At 35.4% G+C, this 19398-nt stretch carries 22 protein-coding genes and 1 other annotated feature; of the genes, 5 read left to right on the top strand and 17 right to left on the bottom strand.

Going from position 1 to position 19398, the window contains the following annotated elements; all coding sequences use genetic code 11:
- Positions 1-349 precede the first annotated feature (349 nt).
- Positions 350-1297 carry a PD-(D/E)XK nuclease family protein gene (locus ABH966_RS25955; RefSeq protein WP_370083472.1) on the bottom strand — a complete coding sequence of 316 codons (948 nt, stop codon included), beginning with the start codon at positions 1295-1297 and terminating at the stop codon, positions 350-352.
- Entirely contained in the window at positions 1290-2051 is a 762-nt protein-coding gene (locus ABH966_RS25950; RefSeq protein WP_370083471.1) for a sulfite exporter TauE/SafE family protein, read from the bottom strand. The genes ABH966_RS25955 and ABH966_RS25950 overlap by 8 nt, the downstream gene beginning before the upstream one ends.
- 91 nt (positions 2052-2142) lie before the next feature.
- On the opposite strand from ABH966_RS25950, the gene ABH966_RS25945 reads away from it, so the two are divergent.
- Positions 2143-2640 carry a DUF1648 domain-containing protein gene (locus tag ABH966_RS25945; RefSeq protein ID WP_370083470.1) on the top strand — a complete coding sequence of 166 codons (498 nt, stop codon included), beginning with the start codon at positions 2143-2145 and terminating at the stop codon, positions 2638-2640.
- Between the two features lie 103 nt (positions 2641-2743).
- Here the strand turns inward: ABH966_RS25945 and ABH966_RS25940 are convergent, their stop codons facing one another.
- From ABH966_RS25940 to ABH966_RS25910, 7 genes are all read right to left on the bottom strand, one after another.
- Complete coding sequence (locus tag ABH966_RS25940) at positions 2744-3604, bottom strand: hypothetical protein (protein WP_370083469.1); 861 nt, start codon at positions 3602-3604, stop codon at positions 2744-2746.
- Positions 3570-4088, bottom strand: a complete 519-nt coding sequence (locus ABH966_RS25935) for an RNA polymerase sigma factor (protein ID WP_370083468.1) — start codon at positions 4086-4088, stop codon at positions 3570-3572. Before ABH966_RS25935 ends, ABH966_RS25940 begins: the two co-directional genes overlap by 35 nt.
- Positions 4089-4202: 114 nt before the next feature.
- Positions 4203-4826: a hypothetical protein gene (locus ABH966_RS25930; RefSeq protein ID WP_370083467.1), complete on the bottom strand. Its 624-nt coding sequence runs from the start codon at positions 4824-4826 to the stop codon at positions 4203-4205.
- Between the two features lie 168 nt (positions 4827-4994).
- Complete coding sequence (locus ABH966_RS25925; protein WP_370083466.1) at positions 4995-5180, bottom strand: helix-hairpin-helix domain-containing protein; 186 nt, start codon at positions 5178-5180, stop codon at positions 4995-4997.
- 254 nt (positions 5181-5434) lie between these two features.
- On the bottom strand, positions 5435-6043 hold the full coding sequence (locus ABH966_RS25920; RefSeq protein WP_370083465.1) for a CPBP family intramembrane glutamic endopeptidase: 609 nt from the start codon (positions 6041-6043) through the stop codon (positions 5435-5437).
- Between the two features lie 418 nt (positions 6044-6461).
- Complete coding sequence (locus ABH966_RS25915; protein WP_370083464.1) at positions 6462-6890, bottom strand: GNAT family N-acetyltransferase; 429 nt, start codon at positions 6888-6890, stop codon at positions 6462-6464.
- Between the two features lie 15 nt (positions 6891-6905).
- Complete coding sequence (locus ABH966_RS25910) at positions 6906-7346, bottom strand: GNAT family N-acetyltransferase (protein WP_370083463.1); 441 nt, start codon at positions 7344-7346, stop codon at positions 6906-6908.
- A gap of 111 nt (positions 7347-7457) precedes the next feature.
- On the opposite strand from ABH966_RS25910, the gene pdxR reads away from it, so the two are divergent.
- Positions 7458-8846 (top strand): MocR-like pyridoxine biosynthesis transcription factor PdxR, encoded by a 1389-nt coding sequence (gene pdxR, locus ABH966_RS25905; RefSeq protein ID WP_370083462.1) that lies wholly within the window; start codon positions 7458-7460, stop codon positions 8844-8846.
- A 476-nt stretch (positions 8847-9322) separates the two neighbouring features.
- On the opposite strand, the gene ABH966_RS25900 is transcribed toward pdxR, so the two are convergent.
- Genes ABH966_RS25900 through ABH966_RS25890 form a run of 3 tightly spaced genes read right to left on the bottom strand, consistent with a single transcriptional unit; the run spans position 9323 to position 12230 of the window.
- A complete protein-coding gene (locus ABH966_RS25900; protein WP_370083461.1) occupies positions 9323-10546 on the bottom strand; it encodes a GNAT family N-acetyltransferase in 1224 nt (407 codons plus the stop codon).
- Positions 10543-11280 (bottom strand): AAA family ATPase, encoded by a 738-nt coding sequence (locus tag ABH966_RS25895; protein WP_370083460.1) that lies wholly within the window; start codon positions 11278-11280, stop codon positions 10543-10545. Before ABH966_RS25895 ends, ABH966_RS25900 begins: the two co-directional genes overlap by 4 nt.
- 38 nt (positions 11281-11318) lie before the next feature.
- Positions 11319-12230 carry an EamA family transporter gene (locus ABH966_RS25890; protein WP_370083459.1) on the bottom strand — a complete coding sequence of 304 codons (912 nt, stop codon included), beginning with the start codon at positions 12228-12230 and terminating at the stop codon, positions 11319-11321.
- 135 nt (positions 12231-12365) lie between these two features.
- Positions 12366-12565 (bottom strand) — a binding site (T-box leader).
- A gap of 228 nt (positions 12566-12793) precedes the next feature.
- Here ABH966_RS25890 and ABH966_RS25885 point away from each other — a divergent pair.
- Both ABH966_RS25885 and fumC read left to right on the top strand, forming a co-directional pair.
- On the top strand, positions 12794-13009 hold the full coding sequence (locus ABH966_RS25885) for a hypothetical protein (RefSeq protein WP_370083458.1): 216 nt from the start codon (positions 12794-12796) through the stop codon (positions 13007-13009).
- A gap of 381 nt (positions 13010-13390) precedes the next feature.
- Positions 13391-14782: a class II fumarate hydratase gene (fumC, locus tag ABH966_RS25880; RefSeq protein WP_370083457.1), complete on the top strand. Its 1392-nt coding sequence runs from the start codon at positions 13391-13393 to the stop codon at positions 14780-14782.
- 305 nt (positions 14783-15087) lie between these two features.
- Here the strand turns inward: fumC and ABH966_RS25875 are convergent, their stop codons facing one another.
- Together ABH966_RS25875 and ABH966_RS25870 are read right to left on the bottom strand one after the other, a co-directional pair.
- Positions 15088-15537, bottom strand: coding sequence for an HTH domain-containing protein (locus tag ABH966_RS25875; protein ID WP_370083456.1), 450 nt, complete (start codon positions 15535-15537; stop codon positions 15088-15090).
- Between the two features lie 367 nt (positions 15538-15904).
- Positions 15905-16654, bottom strand: a complete 750-nt coding sequence (locus ABH966_RS25870; protein WP_370083455.1) for a hypothetical protein — start codon at positions 16652-16654, stop codon at positions 15905-15907.
- Positions 16655-16925: 271 nt separating this feature from the next.
- Here ABH966_RS25870 and ABH966_RS25865 point away from each other — a divergent pair, with 271 nt between their 5' ends.
- Positions 16926-17519, top strand: coding sequence for a YdeI/OmpD-associated family protein (locus tag ABH966_RS25865; RefSeq protein WP_370083454.1), 594 nt, complete (start codon positions 16926-16928; stop codon positions 17517-17519).
- A gap of 169 nt (positions 17520-17688) precedes the next feature.
- Here the strand turns inward: ABH966_RS25865 and ABH966_RS25860 are convergent, their stop codons facing one another.
- The 3 genes from ABH966_RS25860 to lepB all read right to left on the bottom strand — a co-directional run bounded on the left by ABH966_RS25860 (position 17689) and on the right by lepB (position 19198).
- On the bottom strand, positions 17689-17883 hold the full coding sequence (locus ABH966_RS25860) for a helix-turn-helix transcriptional regulator (RefSeq protein ID WP_053482180.1): 195 nt from the start codon (positions 17881-17883) through the stop codon (positions 17689-17691).
- Positions 17849-18400, bottom strand: a complete 552-nt coding sequence (locus ABH966_RS25855; RefSeq protein WP_370083473.1) for a DUF6773 family protein — start codon at positions 18398-18400, stop codon at positions 17849-17851. The genes ABH966_RS25860 and ABH966_RS25855 overlap by 35 nt, the downstream gene beginning before the upstream one ends.
- A gap of 207 nt (positions 18401-18607) precedes the next feature.
- Entirely contained in the window at positions 18608-19198 is a 591-nt protein-coding gene (gene lepB, locus ABH966_RS25850) for a signal peptidase I (protein ID WP_370083453.1), read from the bottom strand.
- Positions 19199-19398: the final 200 nt, after the last annotated feature.

Genomic DNA, 19398 nt, shown 5'->3' with positions numbered 1-19398 from the left:
TTTGAGTACGCTTAAAAACAGTTTTTTAGATGCTTGGTAGCTTAAGAATTTCCAATTCCGATGTTTTTTATGGTTGACATATCACCACTGGGCTTCTCAGCTTTATTGTAGAAAACACAATTTCTTAGTATAATATACTAACAATCCAATATACTACCAATAAAAACGTGATAATGGAAGTATTATCACAAAATTAGAGTGTTTTTCCTTAAAATAATTTCTTATCTCTAGGTACTCTGATATGAAAATGACGGTTTACATTTAAAGACTTTTAACTAGTAAAGATATAAATAGAGCTAGTGACTATTTTGATGATTTAATTTAATTGGTCACTTTTTGGTCACTCACTTCATTTTTCTACACAATTCTGCGCACATAATTCTTTAAAATTACACCCTTTACAATGCCATTTTTCAAGGGTTTGCTCAAAATCCTCAAAGTCCACGGGTTCATTGGAGAAAATATCTGCCTGATACTTTTTCATTTCTAGTACACTTCGCTGAAACGTATGTAAAATATTGTCCATATCAAATGCTGTAAAGGCATATTTTTTTCGTTTGCCCGTCAATAAATATTCATTATAGACATCAATCTGGTCAAGAGATACACGATATTTCTGCTGAATATAGTATGCGTAGAGCGCTAATTGCTGACGATCATCATCGGACTCTCCGCCTGTTTTCCAGTCGATAATAATCCATTTGTCCGCCATCTCATCATAATAATGAAAATCCATTACGACGAAAACTTGTATCCCCTCAATTTTCATGGAACGAAATTGTTCAGGCTCACCAATTCGTAGCGATCCTTTTTGCGTAGTAATTTGCTGGAACGTTTCGCTGTTAAGAAAGTTGTCAAAGACAGCCGTCATTCGTTCTTTATAGTCCTGTACAAGTTCAGGATTTAACTGCCCTTCGTAATAAATTTCCTGCATCATATAAAATTTATTCGGCTTATGTCTCCATAAATCTACATGGCGTGTAGAATCAATAAAAGCGGCATTAAGCTGGCCACGTGCACGATTTACTAGCTCAGCAACAGTCGGCGCCTTGCCGGTTTGCAAATAATCATTGATCGATTGCTCTATTAAATGATGGACAATTTGCCCAAATAAAATCGGCATGGATTGCAGCTTTTTTAAGCGATAGACATGTTGATGATACGGCTCCACATTGTAACTTAGCCAGCCATTATGAGAAAAATAATATTCATAGCCATATTTTCGCGCACAGCTTGTTAACGTTTTATGACGTGACAGTGACCACGAAAAAGATGGAAAAGGTGTGATTTCAAACATGGATATCGCCTCCCTTTAACTGTTTGATAAAATCATACAAGAGCTGTACTATTAGCACAATTGTCACAATACGCAGCAATAACTTTACTTGATTTGCCTTAACCTTTCTTGCAAGGATAATTCCTATTTGCGCACCAATCACAGAACCAACCATTAAAACGATGGTTAATGGCCAATCAATTTTACCTGTAGCAATATACGTAATTGCGGCTCCTGAACACATCGCAAAAACACCTACACGTGACAGACCTACAGCTTTTATATAAGAGATTTTCTCATGAGCATATGTATAAAGTGCCAGCGTACTGCTCCCAGGGCCGAACATCCCATCATAAAAACCAACACCAAGAAGTATTGGACCGTTTTTGCGATTCATTGTAAAACTTTCTTTTTCTCCAAATTCAGCCCCACCTATAAAGGACATAATAAGGGCAAAACCTAATAAAATAATCGCGATGAACGTCAATGTTTGACTGCTCATAAACGATGCAAATAGCCCTCCAAGGGTACCACCTACTAGAGAAACAAGTAGTACTGAACGCATTTCTGACCATGACAATTCTTTTCTTTTATAAATCGTGTAGAAGCTTGAAAAAGCACTGACCATATTTGAAATCTTATTCGCACCGATCGCTGAATGGACCGGTACCCCCATTAGCATCATGGTCGGTAATGTAATTAACCCGCCACCTCCAACTAATGTTCCAATGACGTTGCCAGTGATGCCTATTAGTAAAAACAACAAGTATTCCATCTAATCCTTCTTTCTATAACACAAATGATGGTATTCATATGATACAGTATAACAGACTGCTTTTTTTTAAGATTAACTACGAGGTGAACGAATGCTTGAACAACAAAAAACACCTACACCGCGTTTTTGTAAGCCACTAACGCTAATAGTCGCAACAATTTTTATAGCTGGCATTACGGCAACGCTTATCCAATACAGTAAGCTCCCCGCTTCTATACCAGTTTTACAAAGCTTTACAAGTGAACATGCGCAATTTGGTCCGAAAATCGCTATTTTTTATTTACCCTTTATTGCCTTCATGCTATTTTTACTTTTACAATACTTAGAGATTAGAGCTGCTTATCCTATCCCACGTAAAAATAAGCATACCTTATCTCATACAGAGCGACAAAATGGGATCATTATTTTTTGTCTCATCAAAAATAGTATACTACTGTACTTTACATATTCACTTTTCAATGACTTAACAGTGGCTTTAGGCCATAATCGTATTTTACAGCAGTGGCATGCTTATTTATTTCTATTTGTACTGTGTACTATATTAATAATGGGAATCGTTCGTGGGATTTTATTAAGTAAGAAGGAATAAAGCGTACCTCACTCAATACTGTGTTGATGGGTAATTAAAACCACCTATATATTTGCAATTGTCTCTTATGCAAAAGGTATAGGTGGTTTTATTGTTTTATCTATTAATAAAGCATAATAATTAATACAAGTGTTGCACTAATAATACTTATTTTTATTGTTTCTACTTTATATATGGAATATGTCTGTACCTCTCGCTTTATATTATGCCAAATACTGAAACCATATAAAAACGCAAACAGAATCATTAATGGTTTATACAATGGACCAACCCATGTTGCCCAAGCAAAAACGCTTGAAAACATCGCAAGTACAAGTACTAACAGCCACCATATAGGCCTAAATGGTTTAGATCCTTCTAGATTATGACGTTTATAATAGTACATAGAGAATATATTTACAGCTACCACAATAAGTGGCAGGATAAATATCCACGGTATTGTTTCTACAGAGTATAATGTTTGAAATACTTCATCATACATGTCAGAATTCCCAACAAAAAACTGGCCAGAATCAACATTTAGCATGCCTGTATCTGAAATCTGATAGTGCTCTTCCTGACGATCTCTTACAACAATTACATCTGTAATATAGTTACCTAACTTTCCATCTGCCTTTTCGACATATTGTGTTAAATCTTCAAAAAAGCTAAAAACTGATGTATCTTCAACCTTTTTCACAGATATATACAAACTTGAACTTCTTGCAAAGAATTCCCCTTCTTTTCCTCCGAAATGCTTATAAATCGCTTGGATGGATTGACTAGCAGTTTGAGGCGGTGAAGAATTTTGTGGAATCAAAATAAAAAATAGAGCAATCATGGCGATCGTTAATAGTAGAAAACTTTCCTTCCATAACGTTAAGCCCTTTCTTTTCTTATGGTGAATGTGTTCATAAATACGGGCCTTTACAGCCTGATCCTCTGGTAATTTATTGAGTTCCTTCAGTCGATTGTTTAAATCCAAATTCATCACCTCCAAGTATTTTCTCCAAAGCCTTCATAGCATTTCTCTGTGTATTCGCTATTTTCACTGTAGACCACCCTAAAATTTCACTAGTTTCGGCTAAATTCAACTCTTCAATTTTTCTGTAAATAAGAACCTCTCGATATTCAGGCTTTAATAATTGGATTGCTTCATATAATAGCCGACGCTCCTCAGACTGCACGATCCAATCATGTGGTACATATTGTATCTCCCGTTTTTCATGTTCTCTTTGAAATGGTAGCCATTTAATAAGTGCTTTTTTTCTATAGGTGTCATAGACAAGGTTTCGTGCAATTCTCCTTATATAAGTGCCCATAGCAGCCTCATTTCTAAATTGTCCTTTATAAACACGGATAAAGGTTTCCTGCGTTAAATCCTCCGCTAAACCTGGATCCGAGACCATATAGTAAATAAATTGATAAATGCATTGAAAATATTGTTCATAAAGCTCATCAAACTCCATTTTCTCACCTCTCTTACTTTATTAGACGAATGAGTAAACAAGATTTGTATGTTTAAATGAAAAATTGAAAAATAGGCTACCTGACACCATATAGCATCAAGTAGCCTAAAATTTTTACAGATCCGTTTTCATTTTTTCAAATGTATGTATTAACATATATTTTTGTACACCACGAGCCATTTCAATGCTTTCCTCGGCATAATGATGAAGGGCTGTTTCATTCTTCATTTTGTATGCATAAACCGCTTCAATTGCTGGCTGCATCCACGGCTGTGTAAGCTGATCACTTCGCATGTCAGTTGTTCGTCTTTCAAATGCAGCGATATAACATTTTGCATAGCTAGTTAAAGGCTCTTTATTTATTTTATTGGCCGCATCCTTTGCTTCCTCCAAATTCTCTTCCATCATTGCCTTTATAAATTTATAGTTATACTTCATTGCTGGCTGCTTATATTTTACGATGACTGTTTCTAATGAGTGAAGTTGGTCTTCCCTTGTACCGTAAGCAACAGCGTAAAGATAGGTAAAAAACGGATCATTTTTACGATCTTTTACTAGTTTATCTACCATCGTCATATTATTTGTCCTAAATAAAATATGTATATGTCTATAAATCATTGCGATCACAATAAGGGCAATAATGCCGATTGTAATGGATAGGGGAACTCCTGCTAGTGATATTACTATTGTTAAAATAAAAATGAACAAATAAAATATGGCTAGTTTTGTAATTTTCATAATTCCTCCTACTGTAGTTTCTTCCGCATTTTTCGAGAAAAAATAAAGCCAGCTCCAAGGAAAAATACAAGCGCCATAAACTTCATGAGAGGAATAATAAATAACTTACTAATCACGAAAACAGCCAAAATATAATAGACCACCATTGCCAATAAAAATAATGTCAGTTTATTCACTGTGCTTCCTACCTTCATTCAATGCTACTTCAATGGCCGCTAGCGCTTTCGGTCCCATCCCGTGTAAATTTTTCAACGTTGATAAATCAACATTTTCCAATTGCTCTAATTGTGTATACCCTGCCGCATTCAATGCACGTACAGCAGGTTTCGCTACTCCCTTTGGCCATTCCGTCATTTATGCTCGTCCCTTCTTTTTTCGTCTATTGAATAACTCAGTTCCTATAATACCTATTAATAGTATAGCTAGTGAGACGACATGATAATCAACAAAAAAAGTCGTAAATGCTATATGATAATAACGGCATATTGCGGTGATAATAAAACCGACAATCAAGCATCCTTTTACTACCTGCTCGATAAACTACACTTCAATCACCTCTCTGCTTTATTATGCAATCGAACATGATGAAATGCAAATGAGCTAGGCTCTTAGAGCATATTAAACATTGTAATGAAGGCGGCAATCAGATTGACAATGCTATGGATACCCCAGCTTGTTATGATGGAACCATTAGATTTTCGTTCATTGATCCATCCCATTAAATAACCTACAAATGCAGTTGCTATAACAACTAATACTACAACTCCAAAAGGAATAAAAGAAAACATCAACAATCCATGTAAAATGCCAAATAGTAAACTTTGCATGATATTTCCCATTTGAAAACCAAATTTATGCATGAATCTTTTCAATAAAAAGCCTCGGAATAACAGCTCCTCAGACAACCCCGTTTGGACAATTGAATGGAAAAGTGCTGGAATGAGCGCTGAAAAGCCAAGTCCTGTAAAACGATTGGTCGCTAAGGTTGAACTATCTAGGTAGAAATAGCTGATTGTAATAAGGGGTACGAATAATAAAATAATAATGAATAAAGACCATAGAAAATAATTCCCTTTATTTTCAATGACAGGCTTTTTGAGGCCGAGCCATGTTAAAAATGTTTGTTCCTTTCTTGCTGAGAAAAACCACCAAATAAACGGAATAACTGAAAATAAAATGACCTGAATAATTGCACTTATTGCACTTTCCAAAACCATAACTTTTCCCCCTGTTCATAATGTTTTTTCCATGAAGAATGACAAGCGATGTTAAGGTGTTTTCCAGAAATCGTTGGTTGATGTTTGAAGTTCGCCGGTAACATTTGCTTTTCCGCCGCTTCATGTGGAACTTCGCCGCTAACTTCCGCTTTTCCGCCGCTTAATGTTCAAAAAGCGCCGCTAACTCCTGCTTTCCCCTGCTTAATGCGGAAATCATCGCCGGTACTCTATATTACGTCCTTCTTCATGTTAAGCATATTAAACAACAGAGTTGAAATCAAGATAAATTTAACGATAATCATTAAAAAATTAACCTTTAAAAATAAATATTAAATGTTAATCAGTATATAAGCATTTAAAAAAGCGACTAAAAATCTAGTCGCTTTCACTCTTTATTCGGATTTCGCTCAATATTTCATCACAATGCTTTCCGAAAAGAATAGCACCATTTTTCATACCCTAATCGATCTTCATAAAAACGATGCGCACTAGTCCTTTGAATACCAGACTCTAAAGCAATATAATGCGCGCCATTTTCTTTGCCCCATTGGTGAAGATATTGCAATAAATTTTCACCATAGCCTCTTGAACGATGGGCCTCATCCGTTACTAAATCGTAGACAAATATATGGCGTTCACTGTAAAAGTTGACTCTCCAACTTAATCCGGCGACAGCGACAATGTTCATATTTTCGTATAAAGCAAATAACATATAGCCATCTTGGGTCATTTCCTTTAATAATTGAAGGTACTTTTCTACTGTTAATTCCGTACGAAGTTGCACCATAACATCATATGCTTCCACCCATTCCTGTTGCGTTATTAATTGCTTGATTGTTATGGTCATTATTCGAACCTCCTCTTACCAATATTTAATATAATGAAATACTTCATCATTTATTTTCATCCCGAGCTTCTCATAAAGTTTTTGAGCACGAACGTTGTCTGTCGCTGTTTCTAACCCAATATAACGTGCATCATTCTGTATACAGTATGAATAACACTGTTCAATTAGGTCCTGTGCTACGCCTTGCTTCCTAGCATGCTCTGTCACAAATAAATCGTTTAAAATAAACGCCTTTTTCATTGCAACAGATGAAAAAATAGGATAGAGCTGGACAAAACCAACTGGCTGCGCATCCAGATAAGCTAGAAAAATAACCGACTCCCTCTTATTTAAACGCTCCTTTAGAAACTGCTCAGCCTGTTTTAAATCTGATGGTTGACCATAAAATTCTCGATAGGCATTAAATAATGGCACTACGTCTCCAACTGTTGCTAAAGTTACTGGACAAATCTCCATTAACAATTCCCCCATTTCTTTTAATATGTAATTCTTGTATTATGATAAAAAACTAACTGACATTTAAAAAGAAACAGTTCTCTACATTCCAACATGTCAAGGAGGGACTTTATGGAGAATTTTATTTTCTTATTTACAGATGAAGAGGCAAAATATAAACAAATTTATCAGCAAATCAAATGGTTAATCGAACAAGGGATATTGACAACGAATGAATCTCTTCCTTCTATTCGAAGGCTAGCCGAAACTTTACATGTCAGTCGGAATACAACTTTAACTGCCTATGAGCAGCTCGTAGCGGAAGGATACATACGTGGTGAAGGACGAAAGGGATATTTCGCAAATGAATTTGAAAAAGTTTTTCTTCAGGAGGAGGAACGGCCAAGCCTTACTCAAGAAATTAAAACTAATAATGGAGATGTCATCATCGACTTTCGGACTGGTGCTGTCGATCAACAACATTTTCCTTTAAAAATATGGCGGCAAATGTCTAATCAAGTGTTACTTTTACAAAAGTGCTATGAATATGGCGACCCTTTCGGTGAGCCACTTCTAAAGGAACAGCTTGTGCATTATTTGCTTCAAGCTCGTGGCGTTCATGTAAATGAAGAAGACATTATTATCGGTAGTAGCACGCAACAAATGTTAATTTATCTAGGCTTTCTATTAAAGCAGGATTTCCCAAGTGTTATTTTAGAAGACCCTGGCTACAACGGTGCACGTGAAGCGTTCAAGCTGCATGGCTTTGAGATAGAGACTTTACCTGTGTCAGAAAAAGGTGCAAGGCTTGAGCATTTAAAGCATTTACATTCGCGCTTACTCTATGTCACACCTTCTCATCATTTTCCATACGGCGTTTCTATGAGCATTCAGCAGCGGCAAGCTTTAATTCAGTGGGCTAAAAAAGTAGATGGCTATATACTTGAGGATGATTATGATGGTGAATTTCGTTATACGCAACAGCCATTTCCTGCTCTCGCCTCACTCGATAAGTCACGTGTTATATATATTGGGACATTTTCAAAATCATTTTTACCAGCTATTCGTTTAAGCTATATGGTACTCCCGAAAGCACTTGTACAGCCATATAAAGAACGCTTTGCTCATTTCGAACATAACGCCTCGTCCATACATCAATTAACTATGGCGAAATTCATGGAACAAGGTGAATGGACACGGCATATTAAAAGAATGCGTATCACCTATAAACATAAAATAAATGCTCTTGTAGAGGAGCTTAACAAACAGTTCGAAGAAAAAATTACGATACTTGGAGAACAATCTGGACTTTATATATTGGTCAAGGTGCATACACAATTTTCAGAAGAGCAGCTCATTCAAAATGCGCAACAATACGGAGTCAAGGTCTACCCTACGAGCCCATATTTTCTACAACAGCCAAGCTCTGTGCCCATTATACAATTAGGCTTTAGTAAATTAAAAATGGAGGAAATCATTCTCGGTGTACAACTGCTAAGAAAAGCTTGGATAACGGAATAATAAGCCATAACTGCAATTGTTATGGCTACTCTTTGTCTCGATCGTCGTATGTTGCATCAGGTAAATTCAACATAGTCGCTCCAGAAAATGTATGCTCCATTTTTCGATATTGCCAAAATATTTTTAACCCGAGCGAGTCTTTGGGTGACCTGATTGCGGTTTTCTCTTGGACGCGAACAGTTTTTGCAATGACCTGAGCAGTTTTCTCTTCAACCCGAGCAGTTCTCGCGATGACCTGAGCAGTTTTCTTTTGGACCCGATCAGTTCTCACGCTTACCTGAGCAGTTTTCTTTTCAACCCGATCAGTTCTTGCGATGACCTGAGCAGTTTTCTCTTCAACCCGAGCAGTTCTCGCGCTTACCTGAGCAGTTTTCTCTTGGACCCGATCAGTTCTCGCACTAACCTGATCAGTTTTCTTTTAAACCCATAAAAAGGAATCTGCACAGCTGTCTCTGTACAAATTCCCCTAAATTTTTTTAAAAATAATCAATAAACGTTGGGATGCCTACTGGTAGTACCGTCTCTAGTAGTGCAATTTCAATGGCATTGCCTTGTAAACGCTCGATTTTTTCTAAATAGCTCGGTCGTTTATAGCCTAGTAACATCGTGGCAAGTGTTTGAACTGTTAGCTGAATAGCATTTTCTGACTGTGTCTCACTCACCTTTTCAACTTCGACATTTCCGTTGTGCTTCGTTATGACAAATGTGCCATTATTCCATGCCACAATGCGGTCACTAACAGCGAGTCTAAGCTGAAAATCATTTCCCGTGAATGGGTAACGTAACAGAAATTCTTTTACGTCTACAATTCGTGCCATAAAATAAGGGGATACTTTTTGAATAATTTCACTATCCTCTAATAAAAAGGCAACGGCTTCATTGCCAGTTGTTTTACCATAGACATTGTAAATCATTGAGTTATGTGCTGAGACAAAATTCCATAAACCTTTACGCGCTTCTTCCTGTAAATAGACAATTTCATCGATGTAATAATTTTCCTCCATAATACGATAAAACATATAACCCTGCGGCATATCATCTTCGTCATAATACACTGCAGCCTGGAGGTTCACATCACTATCGATAAATTTTTCCTCCCAAAAATCTTCCTGGAACTTTTCATTCCAAGCGATACTATTACGAACCATGACACCGTGCGTCTTCTTTGAATAATGCGCATAAATAGTCACAACGTCTTCATGCTTCGGATCTACACGACGGATTTTACCATTTAGGCCCCCATACCGAGGAAGCTGCGTATCTTTGATTTGAAATTCCACAATATCACTCATAATTTCCCAACCCCTTTTTCGGTAATAAGGGATAGAATATGGAAATAAATAGGATATACATTGTCCTTCATTTCGCATCCGCTCCAGGCTCTCAATAATAAGGCTCTCCATCAAACCATGCCCAGAATATTCAGGGTACGTTCCGACAGCAGTGATGCCTCCCATTTCATAAATCTTTCCATGAACATTTACCTCAAAAGGTAGGCTTAAAATTTGAGATACAAGATGTGAGCCGTCGAACCAACCAAGCGCATGTCCCTCATTAAATTGTTTACTTTTGGCATTCACAAAGCGACGATCCTTATGAATGGACATGGACATTTGAAAAACATAATTAAGCAAATCAATAAACTGTGCGATTTCATCTAATCGAATTTCTCGCATAACTAAGCCTTTACGTTGATTCATGATTCTCTCTCCTCATCAAATAACTCTGAAAAAATGGTTTCCGGTGCATTTAAAAACCGCTTCGTAACAATGTAATGTATAGTATCCTCATAACGAATAGATTCAATCTCCCCATTATCAAAACTATAGATTGTAGCATTTGGATAGCCAAGTAAAATAGGTGAATGTGTGGCGATAATAAATTGTGCCTCATGCTCTAAATCTTTGATAATTTTGAGTAGGCTTAGCTGCCTCGTTGGTGACAACGCTGCTTCTGGCTCATCCAATAAATAAATTGCTTTGCCTTTGAAGCGATGCATAAATAGTGATAAAAAGGACTCCCCATGTGATTGATGGTGTAACGACTTACCCCCAAAAGCGGCATACTTTTTCCTAATGTCATGTTCCTCTAACAAATCAATATGACTCGCAAATTGATAAAACGTTTCCGAACGTAAGAAAAAGCCATTTGAAACCTTTGGCCACCAGGATAAACGGATAAACTCCCCAAGTGCAGATTCCGCTTTATGTACTTCATATAAATTTTGGCGACCACCCCCCGCAGTATTAAAATCACAGCGATCAGCTATTGCCTCCAAAAGGGTTGATTTCCCAGAGCCATTTTCCCCTACAAAGAAAGTTACGTTCGTAGGAAACTCTAGCTCCTGTAAATCCTGCAAACTTGGTATATTAAAGGGATATTGATCTTTAACTTCAACTTCTCCCTGTAATACCTTACATGACTTTAAATACATTTTGTTTCCTCCCTTACTATTAGTATAGCGTGCTTACGCTACTCTGAAACCGTCCTTTTTTCCACATACAAACTACACACCCCAAAAATAAACAATAGACTTATTCCTAAAAGGGAAATGGGTGACCATGATAACCTAGAGTCAAACATCTGAAAGAAGAATGCGAATATTGGAACAAAGCATAAACTCATCATTACAATCAAAGTTGAACAATACTGAATGCCTATCTGCAATAAATACATTGGAAGCATGACACCCATTACCGTTACTGCGATTATCCATGAAATATTTCCCGAGAAATATTTAAAAAATATGTCGAAAGTCGCGAAAAAAGATAATAAAATTATGCCATAATAACGATTAGCTAAAATCATTGAAGTAGTCCAACCAGCCTCACTTAATTTCTTAGAATAGATCGTACAAAGTACAGCCCCAACCCCACAGCTAACACTCGCTATTAATGCTAAAATCACTGGAAAAGTTATGTCCATTTGAACAGCTGATTTCCCACTAACAACCGCTAATATTAATATAGTACAAGCGAGAAATGTACCCGTGGCAATTACCCATTGTACTTTCGGAATCGATTCCTTTGCAAAAACAGCTAACACCAAGACAAACAGTGGTCCAATACCCATCTCAAGTGCACTTACAATCGCTGACTCTACATATTTTAAAGCAAAATAAAAGCCCATAAATGCTAACACGGATGCTACATTCAACTTCACTACAGAATTAATATTTCCCTTCCACAGATTAGCTCGTTTATGCTTGCGTGCAAAGAAAGAGAAATAAATAGCAGTAATGAAAAAACTAATACCAGTAAATAAAAATGTTGGTACTTCTTGCACCTGCTTTGCATAGAAAACCTGGCTTATCGAAGTTAAAAGTGCTGATAATACAAGAGCTACTAATCCCACTGTTGTTGCCTGTTTTTTAGTAATCTCCATACATTTCCCCCTATTTGTTTTTATAAACACACACAGACTGAGAATTTTGTCGATAAAGCAATTCATTCTTTTTTGAGCGATCAGGTATCGAGCGTTTTTCAATTTCCCAAATAAAAAAACTTCATCTCTAATAAATATAGAGACGAAGTTATCCGCGGTACCACTCTGATTAGCTAGAAAGCTCACTTTACTATAACGGTAGCAACCGTCTATGCTTACTGAATTCAGCATAAAAACTCATGGACGAGTTCATAAATGATTTGCGATGATTTTCACCAGCCATCATCTCTCTAAAGCAAACTACATTCATTACTACTTCCAATCATTGTTAATTTATTTTCGATACATCATAATTCATTTCAACTTTTTCGTCAAGCTACTATCCAAAATAAGTTCCCCAGCAGTATAACAAATGTTCTATATTATAGGTTCTTTTCATACATTGAGTAAAACCTTCCCCTTGCTAATCATTCTCATTAAAACCATGTCTCTTTTACATTACATATAAGGAATAAAGGAAGGTTTTTTCTAGGTTCAATAAAACATTTATAAGGAGAAGAATTATGTTTGTAACTCATTTTTATGAAAACAAGACGTCAGTTTTAAGTCAGCTGCTCGTAAATTTACCTACTGTCGAAGAGAACATTAAAATTAAAGGACGTAAAGCAAAAGTTGTTCAGATTGTTCAAATAGACGACAACAACTATCAAGTAAGTATCATTTTTGAAAAAATACCTAAAAAACAACCATTAAAAGAAATTGGCAAGAAAAAGAGATAGTTCTCCCCTATTTACCTTCCGACGCTATCATTTAATGATAGCGTTTTAACTTAAAAAAAGAGGGTATCGAACTCTAAGAGAAAAAATAATTGCGAATTATTCTCAACTATATAAATAGCTTAATGAAAAGTATTTGACTTTTTAATTGATAACAATTATCATTATCAATAGATTATTTCTTCACTCCGAAATGCTTAGTTCAGAATCCCCCTATTTTTTTGAAATAAGCATGTATCAAACGGATATTCTTACATCAGACTAAGAATATCCGTTTTTTAACTTCTTTCAGCAGATGTTTTGACACCCGATGAAAAAAGTTAAATTCTCCGTCGGATGTTTAATTTATTGGAGAGATTTACATAAATAAAGGAGCTGTTTTACATGGATTATCGTATTGAAAAAGACACTATGGGTGAAATTAAAGTACCTGCAGATAAAATTTGGGGTGCTCAAACACAGCGCAGTAAAGAGAATTTCCAAATCGGGACAGAACAAATGCCTATTGAGCTAGTTCAAGCAATGGCCATTTTAAAGAAAAGTGCTGCGATGGCCAATAATAAATTAGGTAAGCTTTCAGATATAAAAGCAAATGCGATTGTTCAAGCAGCTGACGAAATTTTAAAGGGTCAATGGGACGATCAATTCCCTCTTGTAGTTTGGCAAACTGGTAGTGGTACACAGTCAAATATGAACGTCAATGAGGTAATTGCGCACCGTGCAAACCAACTTTTACAAAATGCTGGAGAAGCTGAACGCATCCATCCAAATGATGATGTCAATAAATCTCAAAGCTCAAACGATACTTTCCCAACGGCTCTGCATATTGCTGCAGTGTTAAAAGTTGAAGATTATTTATTGCCGCGACTACGTTTACTAAAAGCTACTCTTGATGACAAAGCAGAGAAATTTAAAGATATTATTAAAATTGGTCGTACACATTTACAAGACGCTACACCTTTAACTTTAGGTCAAGAAATAAGTGGCTGGGTAGCAATGCTTGCTAAATCTGAGCAAATGATAGTCCAAAATATTGAATATATGAAGGAACTAGCGATTGGTGGCACAGCAGTTGGTACGGGTATTAACGCACATCCCGAATTTGGTGAGCGTGTAGCAGCGGAAATTAGTCAATTAACAGGAAAACATTTTACTTCTGCAGCAAATAAATTCCATGCACTGACGAGTCATGATGAAGCGGTTGTCGCACATGGCGCATTAAAGGCTCTTGCAGCTGACTTAATGAAAATTGCCAATGATGTTCGCTGGTTAGCGAGTGGTCCTCGTTCAGGAATCGGTGAAATTACGATTCCTGAAAATGAGCCAGGCTCATCCATTATGCCTGGTAAAGTAAATCCAACTCAAAGTGAAGCGATGACGATGGTTGTTACACAAGTTGTTGGCAATGATGCAACAATTGCCTTTGCCGCTTCCCAAGGTAACTTTGAGTTAAATGTCTTCAAGCCAGTCATTATCTATAACTTCTTACAATCAACTCGCCTACTTGCAGACACAATGAAATCATTTAATGATCATTGTGCTGTCGGTATCGAACCAAATAAAGAAGTACTTGACCATAATTTACGAAACTCATTAATGCTTGTAACTGCATTAAACCCTTATATCGGTTACGAAAATGCGGCAAAAATTGCGAAGACAGCCCATAAAGAAGGCACAACATTAAAAGAAGCAGCGATTGCATCTGGTTTACTAACAGAGGAACAGTTCGATGAATACGTGGACCCTGCGACGATGATTTATCCAAATGTAAAGTGACAGGAATGCAAGTTAATAACATAGCACCTTCATATCAACATTTTCAGTCCATTTTGTACTTAGCTAATTGGAGCTAAATTGGAGCAATTAATAAAGCTTTGGTGGGCATGTTTATAGGAATGTGTAAGTAGGATTGGGGATAATACCCCAGTCCTTTTTATTTTATGGTTTTTGTGTTATCACCCCAAGCATTTTTTTCAATTTGCTTCGCCCCATAAAAATACTCCCCTTAGATAAACAGATTTTATTTTTTAATCTGTCTACTAAATAGGGAGCATATCAATTCGAGTACCTGGGTTTTAAATTTATTTATGTAAAACAAAATTAAGCATAATAATATTCACACATATCTCAATTTCTATAGTCCTCTCTAATAATTGATCTTCTTTAAAATCTATCAGTTCTTTTTCTGCTACATTTATAATTTTGGACAAGCTTTCTGTTGTTATTTCGTATTCCACTAACAAACTATTCAATATTGACTTTACCCTATCTTTGGCATTAAAATCATCAAAACCAAAATTCAACATTGTTATTTTATACTCAATCTCTTCAAATTTTTCATTTGTGATGGTAATTGAATCATTCATTATATTTTCTATCTCATTTATGGGTATATCAAACATTTTAGAGAGTTGTTGAAGCCCTAAATTAAATTTTTTAATTAAAACTTGAAATTGTTCTCTAATATAATCAGATTGGATCGGTCCATTAGTAAGAAAAGATATTTCTACTTTTTTCTGATTTTCATCCATTTTATTTCACCTCTACATTATTTAGTGAAAATATTTATATGTCACACTTATTTTCACACTTCTATTATTTTATTGGTTTTATACTATCTGCCAAAGCTGAAGAAAATACAGAAGACTTTTAAACACAAACGTCATTTAGTATCCCAATCTATGAAGATACTGATCTTTTAGAGTATGAAGTTTGTACAATATATCGGTCATGCATTCCGTTCAACAATAACTGTTGCTGTTACTTCAGCAGGTGTGCTCTATAAAAAGTACCCTCTAAGATAGACACTAAATATCGCTCTTAGAGGGTACCTTTATTTATAATTTAACATGAAAACTAGATGGAGCAGAGCTTAAGAGAGCTTTGTAAAATTCCCAATTACTGATTTCCAACTGGCTTTAATAAATTCACCGGAATCCAATGAGTGGACTCGTTGCCGTCATCTTTTTTCCAAGTAACATTTAGATAACCATTAATTTCAAGACCTTCTGAAACTAAAATTCTTCCCTTTTTCAACGTACTTATCGTTGCAGATCCTTTTATTGGATCCTGTTTAAAATCTGCATCTTTTGTTAGCTCAAAACGCACGCCTTTTTCGCTTCTTTTCGACTCAGCGATTTTAAGATCTGTACCAGGATACTGTATACACTCTTTAGAACTAACATCATTGGGACCGCAATAAGAAAGTATTTGCCCATTATTTGTAAAAGAAAAACCCGGGTTGGTACTTTTATTGAACCACATTCCGTAAGTTGCGGATTTACTATCACGATTAATAAATATATAAGTTGGATTGTTGTAGAAAGATGAACGAATTTTTATTGGTACTTCTTTGAAAACTACCAAATCCGTTGCTTGTACTCGATATTGTCCCATTTGGTAGAACGTTTTGCCATCATATTTTTCAATATCATACGTTCTAAAGAAGTTATTTCGCTTTACCACTAACGAATCAAACGTACCATTTGGATTTTTCTTGTACACCTTAATGTCTTTTGTAAAGGTCATTTTTCCGGTTTGGTCTTTTACAACCTCTGCTCCATCATACATCACTTTCGCTTCTGATTTTGTTGGATGTACTACTGCAATTACAAATGCTGCTAGTAACACCGTAAAAAATTTTCTCATTATTCTCCTCCTACTTAGCTTTATTTTAAATAACACATTCCTTTAAGTATTATATACCAATATTCTAATATTTTACCAGAAATACAATGTTGCACCAATTAAAATATGCAAAAAAAACATGTTTCAAAGGCTTTTTCAACTCATCACAATTCTTTGTAAATTAGCGATATTAGTTCCCTATTTTTAACTAGACATGACACCAGTTAATGTTTTATTATAAATCGATTAGAGAATATCAACTGATTAAAAAATTGTAGAGGGGTGTTCCTTGATGACAAATAGCAAAATGAATCCAAAGGTTGATGAATTTTTAAGTAAAGCTAAAAAGTGGCAGGAAGAATATTCTGCGTTGAGAAATATCGTTCTTGATTGTGAATTGACGGAAGAATTTAAATGGATGCATCCTTGTTACACGCTTGAGAAAAAAAACATCGTGTTAATACATGGTTTTAAAGATTATTGTGCGCTTCTGTTTCACAAAGGTGCCTTGTTAAAGGATGCCCATGGGATTTTAATTCAACAGACTGAAAATGTACAGGCAGCGCGCCAAATTCGTTTCACCAACGTTCAAGAAATAGTTGGCATGGAAACCATTATAAAAGATTATATTCTTGAAGCCATTGGAGTTGAAAAAGCAGGTTTAGAAGTACCCTTGAAAGAGCATAAGGAATACATAATTCCTGAAGAACTTCACAATAAATTCAATGAAGTGCCTACCTTAAAAACTGCTTTTGAAGAATTGACGCCAGGACGACAAAGAGCATATATTCTACATTTCTCCCAACCTAAACAATCCAAAACTCGCGTGTCAAGAATTGAAAAATACACGCAACACATTCTTGATGGTAAAGGATTAAATGATTAGGTTTATTCGTTGGAAAAATAAATAACTCTGTTATAAAAAGGTTGGAGCAAATTGCTTCGATCTTTTTTATTTCGGCTGTACTAGAAATCCAAAGAAAAAAAAGAGACTATCTGTTTAGTTGATAGTCTCTTCTTTAAATACATTACTTAACATTTTGAACCAATCAGATTTACTCCTCCCAGAACAATTCATCTAGGGTTTTATTTAACGTTTTACATATAGCAATACATAAATTCAAAGTCGGGTTATATTTACCTAATTCAATCAAACCGATAGTTTGCCTAGTAACCCCCACTTTTTCAGCCAATTCCCCCTGTGATAAATCATGTTCAATTCGAGCCATTTTTAAGCGTATGTTTTTCACATTGATCACCACTATCTTCATCTTCTAACATTCTTTGAATAACTCGATCACTTTTCTTTTTAGCAAGCACATAAAATAAGAATAAAATTCCGGCAATAAATAGTGAGTACATGAACAGTGATACAAAAAATACCATAAAGAAAAAATATATTGCTTGTGAAGTGCTTTCTGCATAGTTGAATGCACTGTTAACACCCATAATAATTGCAATAACCATGCCAATAGCCACACCGAAAATAATAAGTTTAGTACTTAATTTAAATTTACTTGCACTATCGTGAATCTCTACTTCTTCAGTAAATATGCCGAGATACGCTGCTCTGCCACAATAATAAACAACTGAGAATAATATAATCAACCGTTCTGTTACTACATTTTGTGAGGTCACTCCCTGTGTAATGAATTTTATTAGGATCGATATTAAACAGATTACTATGACAAAGAAAAAAATCTCTTTGTAAATTTTATTTTGCTGATTTTTAATTCGTTCATCGACGTGTTTACTTTTCCAAAACATCAATATTTTACCTCCTCTTGTTTATGATTTTAATTATACAGAATATTTGTCTTTTTGCAATGTATATATTGCATTAAGTTAATTATATTTTCCATTAATGAAATGATACCCTGTGCGTCCGTCTCCTAGATCAAATGACAATACAAAAAAACCACTCATCGTGGAGTGGTCATGTTATCTTTATCAAGTTTATAAGCTTTCGATCTATCAGTTAAATCTGAAGTCAAAATGCTCGATTGGCCAACAGATGATACTTGTTGTACCCATTATTTTTTCTTTAGGGATGAAACCTAACTCAGGATTTCTACTATCATTACTCTTACGACGATTATCACCTAATACAAAGTAATACCCTTCAGGTACCGAAGTTTCACCTAAGTCTTGGTCTAGCGTAAAATCATAAGTAAGTGACCCAGGATCTTTTAACACCTTCTTGTACTGATCTAAATAAGGTTCACTGTACTTTTCTCCGTTTATGTATAATTGATCATCCTTATACTCGATCTTATCTCCTGGTAGACCAATAACACGTTTAATAATATTTTCTTCTTCATTGTTAATTAAAATATTATTAATAACAACAATGTCAAATCGATCAATTGACTTAAATTTCGGACCGATTTTATTAACAATAACACGATCGTGGTCTACCAGTGTCGGCTCCATCGAAACACCTTTTACGAGTACTGGCGTAAATAAAAAATACTTGATTAAAAATGCCACCAATAAAGCGAACACAATTGCCTTTACCCATTCAACAAACTCATTTGTTTGTTTTTCCTGTATTTTATCTTCCAAAATTACACCTCCTAGTATTCTCTTATATTAATACGTAAAAAAAGGAAAATAGTTTCAATTTTCTGTTTGTAATCCTAAAATAATCAAAACATAAAGTGCATTTTTAAAGAGGCTGGGACATAACTAGCTTCAATTAGTGAGAAATCCGAATTTGAATGAATTCAAATTCGGATTTCTCTATTTTTTATGTTGTCTCCATA

Origin of the sequence: Lysinibacillus sp. RC46 (genome assembly GCF_041262385.1) — a bacterium.
Lineage (GTDB): Bacteria > Bacillota > Bacilli > Bacillales_A > Planococcaceae > Lysinibacillus.
This window is presented reverse-complemented; position numbering and strand designations above follow the sequence as displayed.